This window comes from Petroclostridium xylanilyticum, assembly GCF_002252565.1.
In the GTDB taxonomy this organism is placed as follows: domain Bacteria; phylum Bacillota; class Clostridia; order SK-Y3; family SK-Y3; genus Petroclostridium; species Petroclostridium xylanilyticum.
Genome location: NZ_NPML01000030.1, coordinates 1 through 359, shown reverse-complemented (window position 1 = coordinate 359; position 359 = coordinate 1). Strand labels below are relative to the sequence as shown.

Below are 359 nucleotides of genomic sequence, written 5' to 3'. Positions count from 1 at the left end.
ATCTTTTTGGCATGCATTTCTCCCAAAGACCCGCCGATGACAGTAAAATCCTGGGCATAGACATAGACCAGTCGTCCATCTACCGTACCATAGCCGGTAACAACCCCTTCCCCGGGAGCTTCAGTAGCAGGCATATCAAACTCTGTGCCTCTGTGTTTTACAAAGGCATCAATTTCAATAAAGCTTCCTTCATCCATAAGCAAATTAATTCTTTCTCTAGCCGTTAATTTGCCGGATTCATGCTGCTTTTTAACTTTGTCAGCACCGCCGCCCTGCTCAATAACACTTCTGCGGTGCTGCAAGTCGTTAAGTTTGTCAATTGTACTCATTACTAACCCTCCAGACTGTAAAATTATTAC

The 359-nt window shown here is 44.0% G+C and carries 1 protein-coding gene; it reads right to left on the bottom strand.

Annotation, left to right across the window (positions count from 1 at the left end):
- The coding region (locus CIB29_RS17995; RefSeq protein WP_278335892.1) for a carboxyl transferase domain-containing protein at positions 1-329 on the bottom strand (329 nt) is incomplete at its 3' end.
- Between the last annotated feature and the right edge of the window lie 30 nt (positions 330-359).